This is a genomic window from Microcoleus sp. N3A4, from assembly GCF_036701805.1.
Taxonomy (GTDB): Bacteria; Cyanobacteriota; Cyanobacteriia; order Cyanobacteriales; family Microcoleaceae; genus Microcoleus.
Window position 1 is genome coordinate 1 of record NZ_JAUBRJ010000145.1, and the last position, 4,518, is coordinate 4,518.

At 41.4% G+C, this 4,518-nt stretch carries 6 protein-coding genes and 1 pseudogene; 3 read left to right on the plus strand and 4 right to left on the minus strand.

Annotated features, from left to right (window positions below; genetic code table 11):
- Positions 1-67: 67 nt before the first annotated feature.
- A pseudogene (locus QUA56_RS36145) lies at positions 68-381 on the minus strand (ISKra4 family transposase); the annotation flags it as partial.
- A 477-nt stretch (positions 382-858) separates the two neighbouring features.
- Between QUA56_RS36145 and QUA56_RS36150 the strand changes: the two are divergent.
- Together QUA56_RS36150 and QUA56_RS36155 are read left to right on the plus strand one after the other, a co-directional pair.
- Positions 859-1,422, plus strand: coding sequence for an IS630 family transposase (locus QUA56_RS36150; RefSeq protein WP_445242982.1), 564 nt, complete (start codon positions 859-861; stop codon positions 1,420-1,422).
- Entirely contained in the window at positions 1,416-1,835 is a 420-nt protein-coding gene (locus QUA56_RS36155) for a transposase (protein ID WP_333368730.1), read from the plus strand. The genes QUA56_RS36150 and QUA56_RS36155 overlap by 7 nt, the downstream gene beginning before the upstream one ends.
- Positions 1,836-1,947: 112 nt before the next feature.
- On the opposite strand, the gene QUA56_RS36160 is transcribed toward QUA56_RS36155, so the two are convergent.
- Both QUA56_RS36160 and trxA read right to left on the minus strand, forming a co-directional pair.
- Positions 1,948-2,532, minus strand: coding sequence for a hypothetical protein (locus tag QUA56_RS36160; protein WP_333368733.1), 585 nt, complete (start codon positions 2,530-2,532; stop codon positions 1,948-1,950).
- 159 nt (positions 2,533-2,691) lie between these two features.
- Positions 2,692-3,009, minus strand: a complete 318-nt coding sequence (trxA, locus tag QUA56_RS36165) for a thioredoxin (protein ID WP_333368736.1) — start codon at positions 3,007-3,009, stop codon at positions 2,692-2,694.
- Between the two features lie 73 nt (positions 3,010-3,082).
- Between trxA and fabG the strand changes: the two genes are divergently transcribed.
- Positions 3,083-3,847, plus strand: coding sequence for a 3-oxoacyl-[acyl-carrier-protein] reductase (gene fabG, locus QUA56_RS36170; RefSeq protein WP_333368739.1), 765 nt, complete (start codon positions 3,083-3,085; stop codon positions 3,845-3,847).
- Positions 3,848-3,984: 137 nt separating this feature from the next.
- Here fabG and QUA56_RS36175 read toward each other — a convergent pair whose 3' ends face one another.
- Positions 3,985-4,440, minus strand: a complete 456-nt coding sequence (locus tag QUA56_RS36175; protein WP_333368742.1) for an HD domain-containing protein — start codon at positions 4,438-4,440, stop codon at positions 3,985-3,987.
- Positions 4,441-4,518: the final 78 nt, after the last annotated feature.

A 4,518-nucleotide genomic window follows, 5' to 3' on the forward strand; every position in this document is an offset into this window, starting at 1 on the left:
TTTCGACAATTTTCGAGATCGACTATTAGCTTGCTTTTCTAATTAGTCTTTCTTATCACCGCAAACCCAGAAGACCCCATTTTTCCATCATTGGACTGAATTGACTATATGCTTTCAATCCAAAATATTTCGCTTGATTGTCTGTAATATCGAGGGAACCGACTATTGATTTTATTTTTCTGGATTTTCCTGTTTGAATCCCTGATACTGCTGAAAAAAAAAGCTACCTAGTTCTGGTCCCACTTGTTATAGCATTTTCTGACGCACCGATTTTTCTATACTTTCAAAACTTTCTAACTCGCTTGGATCTGTATTTCTGTAAAGAATGGATGCTGCCGCTTTTAAGTAGGCTTTTAGCTGTTCTTGGTCTGAGGGTGTCATTTTCTTTACCTCATATTTTTTGGCAATTTTACTAGCTTTTCCATTTTAACCCTTTTGCGACATATTCGCCCAAGTGAGATGCACCCTCGAACAGCTTATTCTCAATTCATAGGAAGCAACTTCCTGGGAGCTAAAAATTGTCTTTCTGGTGGTATTCAAGGAGACTTATTCTTTTACCAGACTACTTGGAGTAGTGGAGAATTTATCCCGGGTCCAATCAATGCTACTGAACACTGGCGGGGAGAGTTTAGGGAAGGTGAATTTTAAATTTGAAGAAGTAGTAAGCTGTTGTGCCTTTAAATAGGGTATAATAAAAATTTAGTTTAGTCAATCAATACAAAAATGCCAGCAAAAAACCATCTCAATCCCAAACAAATAGACAAACTACAAACAGCCTTAAGAGAGTAAGAAAAAGCAAATGTTAGAGAAAGAATTCTGATTTTATTATTTCTCAATGACGGCAAAGCACAATCTAAAATCGCTGATTTTTTGGGTTGTTCAGTCAACAAAGTATCTTATTGGTGTATGAAGGGAGACCCCGACAATCTAGAAAGTCTAATAGATGAAAGGATGAAAGGAAATCACAAAAAAGCCACAGATAAATATATAAATCTATTATTAGAAACTATAGAAAAAGACCCTCAAGAATTAGGATATGATTTTGGACGATGGACAGCGCAGAGATTAGCAACATACTTAGAACAATCCACAGGAATAAAATTAAGTGGAGGACAAGTTCGGAGGATATTAAACAAAAAAAAGTATGTTTACATCTGGGCTAAGTATAGCCTAGAGTCGAAGAGAAATCCCGAAAAAAGAACAGCGTTTAAAATAAAGATAGCAGAATATTTAGAAATAGAAAAAAATCGCCAGAACGTTTACAGCTATGGTTTTGGGACGATAGTGGATGAAGGTTTAAGAGTCACCCGGAGAAAGAACTGGTGTAAAAAAGGCAGCCGAAAAAAGGTTCGAGGAGACCGAAGAAAAGGTAGAGTTAATGTAATAGGAGGAGTCAGGAATTCGGACAAAAAAAGGTGGTAGAGTTTCTCAAAAAAGGCAATTCATATAATTTTTATCGAGTGCTAAAACTCTTTTATGAAGAGCTAATCAATGAATGGGTATCAGCAGGTAATCAAGCCTCAGAATTTGCTGAAAAAGGAGCGAAAATAGTGATTCTTCTGGACAATGCTAGTTTTCATAAGAAAGAAGAGTACCTGAAAATAATTGAAACAGAAATGCCTAATCTTCATTTAGAATTCCTCCCCGAATACAGCCCAGACTATAACTTAATTGAATTAGTATGGCATTCGGCAAAAGAATATATTGCCAATCGACTTTTTACATCAATTGAAGAGCTAGAGTATTTATTGCACCGCCTCTTAAATGAAGGGCAATTAATAATTAAATGGGGTTGCAAAATCAAAAATAAGGGCAATGCTTGTATCACAGTTTAAATGTGCAACAGCTTAGCAGGGTGGGTCAGCTTCGAGGGCCGTAAGTACGATCGCCCTTAATGCCGCAAATACAATTTTCTCTAATATCGCGATCGAACTTCCAACAGAATCATTAAGAACTAGAAACTAAAGAACGAACGTAAAAATACACCGCTCCAATTATGTAAAAACAATTCACCAAAATCAACAATACTTTCCCAATATAAGAGTTAACAAAACCAAAAACGCGGTAAGTTGACAGCAGCACTAACAGCATTTCTACCAGAGAAACAATTGACCCGTAGTGCTTCCGATCCCAATACGAAAACGGACTGATAAAACGGTAATTGCTGAACGGAAAAAAGTGCCGGTGAGCGTCGTCATTGTGGACAGGCAAATCTCCCAGAGAGTGCAAAATCATGCTAATAAACAGAATTTGCACGCTTTGCCAGCCAAAGTAATAAGCAATTAGCCAGCCAATAACCGCCAGAGGGATAGAATGAAACAGAGCCACAATATTTTGCACAAAAGGCTCATAATATGCTTCTGACCAGATTTTAGCTGCGGGCAAGCGAGCAATGTACTTCGCCCAAAAGTAAAATAAAAATATCGGAATATCCGGCAAAATTCCGCCGATCGCAATAATGAGATTAGCTTGCGGCAGTTGCGGTTTGCCGAGAATTGCGAGATTGATAATAGCGTGGCTGGGAGTCTTCATCAGTAGGGTGCGTCAACTAGGATTATTTTATTCATAATTAATCAGATATTAGACATCTCCCATAATTGTTGTGGAACAGGCATCCTGCCTGTTCTTGAATATCTTTTTGGGAGATGTCTATTGGCTGACGCACCCTACGTGTGAGATAATTGGCTCGTGCTACAAGTAAGGTTGCAGTCGATCGATCAACTGCGCCGCTTGCAATACTCCCTCAATTCGATCGACCTCAGCGCCATTTTTGAACAGCACCAAAGTCGGCAAAGCATAAATGTGATGCTGCGACGCCAACTGTTCGTACTTATCCGTGTCAATTTTGACAACCATCAGCTTCTCTTTCATCTGACCGCTGACTTGCTCCAAAATCGGTGCCATCATCTGACAAGGCCCGCACCAAGTAGCGTAAAAATCTACCAACACCGGCAAGTCAGAGCCCGATAGTAACTCCTCAAAACTGCTGAACTGTTTTTGAACTGCCATAAGACAAAATAATTTTTTGGGTTCTGGCTCGATTTTAGTGCAAAATTCTCTGGTAGATTGCGAGGACACAATTATGGAATTATTACCAGAGACGTTTCAGAGGTTACAGGGTCAAGTTGCAGTCGTCACCGGTGCATCGCGGGGAATCGGCCGCGCTGTTGCTTTAGCCCTAGCAGCAGAAGGCGCTAAAGTCGCCGTCAACTATGCCAGTTCGAGTGCTGCTGCTGATGAGGTGGTAGCAGAAATTATCGCAGCAGGAGGAGAAGCTGTGGCGCTTGCAGGAGATGTCTCGAAAACTGACCGAGTGGATGCACTCATCAGTAATGTCATGGAAAAATGGGGACGGATTGACATTTTGGTGAACAATGCCGGCATTACTCGCGATACTTTGCTGCTGCGGATGAAGCTGGAAGATTGGCAAGCGGTAATTGATTTGAATCTAACCGGCGTATTTTTGTGTACAAAAGCTGTCAGCAAAATCATGCTGAAGCAGCGAAGCGGCCGAATTATTAATATTGCTTCGGTTGCTGGGCAAATGGGCAATCCCGGACAAGCTAATTACAGTGCGGCGAAAGCTGGGGTAATTGGGTTTACTAAAACTGTGGCGAAGGAGTTGGCGAGTCGCGCAATTACTGTGAATGCGGTTGCACCTGGATTTATTACCACAGATATGACTAAGGATGTCAAGTCTGACGAGATTTTGAAGTACATTCCGCTGGGGAGATACGGGGAAGTTGAGGAAGTTGCGGGGATGGTAAAGTTTTTGGCGGCGGATGCGGCGGCGGCTTATATTACGGGGCAGGTTTTTAATGTTGATGGGGGGATGGTGATGGCTTAGATTTGGGGATTTTTTTAACCGCAGATATCGCACAGGCAAGATGCCTAGATATCGCACAGGCAAGATGCCTGTGCCACAATGAAAGCTGATATCTGCGGTTTAATTGTTGAGGGCGATGGTATCAAATTTAATAACAATTACTTTAAGGCGGCACGCAACTGACTGAGGACTTTTTGGTATTTTGCCATGCGTTGAAAATCGGTTTCTGTCGGATTGGCGATGCGACGAATATCGAGGTTATGAGTAACATCAGCGATTTTGACTCGCAGTGCGATCGGGTTGGCAATTACACGCTCTAAATAAGCTGCATAAGCTTCTCCTTCTATTTTGGTAATCGCCGCGATCGCCGAGACTAGAACTTCAGGAAAACCTTCGCTTCTAAGTTGCTCGAGTGTAAGTTCAGAATCTTCGACTGCATCGTGGAGAACCGCTACGATTTTCTGCTCTAGAGAATTTACATTTTCCATCACAAATAGCGGATGATCGAGATAGGGATTGCCTGCCTTATCAACCTGCCCCTCATGAGCTTTGGCTGCGATCGCGATCGCCCGTTGCAGTAATAATTCGTACTCTGAATTCGTATTTGACAACATATATAGCCTTTCTCAGGTAGATGAGGTATGAGTATTAATTGGTAATCGGAGTTGTTAGGTAGGTGCTTACCTCACTTA

Coding starts and splice junctions, on each gene's coding strand:
- trxA (WP_333368736.1), bottom strand. CDS start 3,009: ATGGCAGTTCAAAAACAGTTCAGCAGTTTTGAGGAGTTACTATCGGGC.
- fabG (WP_333368739.1), top strand. CDS start 3,083: ATGGAATTATTACCAGAGACGTTTCAGAGGTTACAGGGTCAAGTTGCA.
- QUA56_RS36160 (WP_333368733.1), bottom strand. CDS start 2,532: ATGAAGACTCCCAGCCACGCTATTATCAATCTCGCAATTCTCGGCAAA.
- QUA56_RS36175 (WP_333368742.1), bottom strand. CDS start 4,440: ATGTTGTCAAATACGAATTCAGAGTACGAATTATTACTGCAACGGGCG.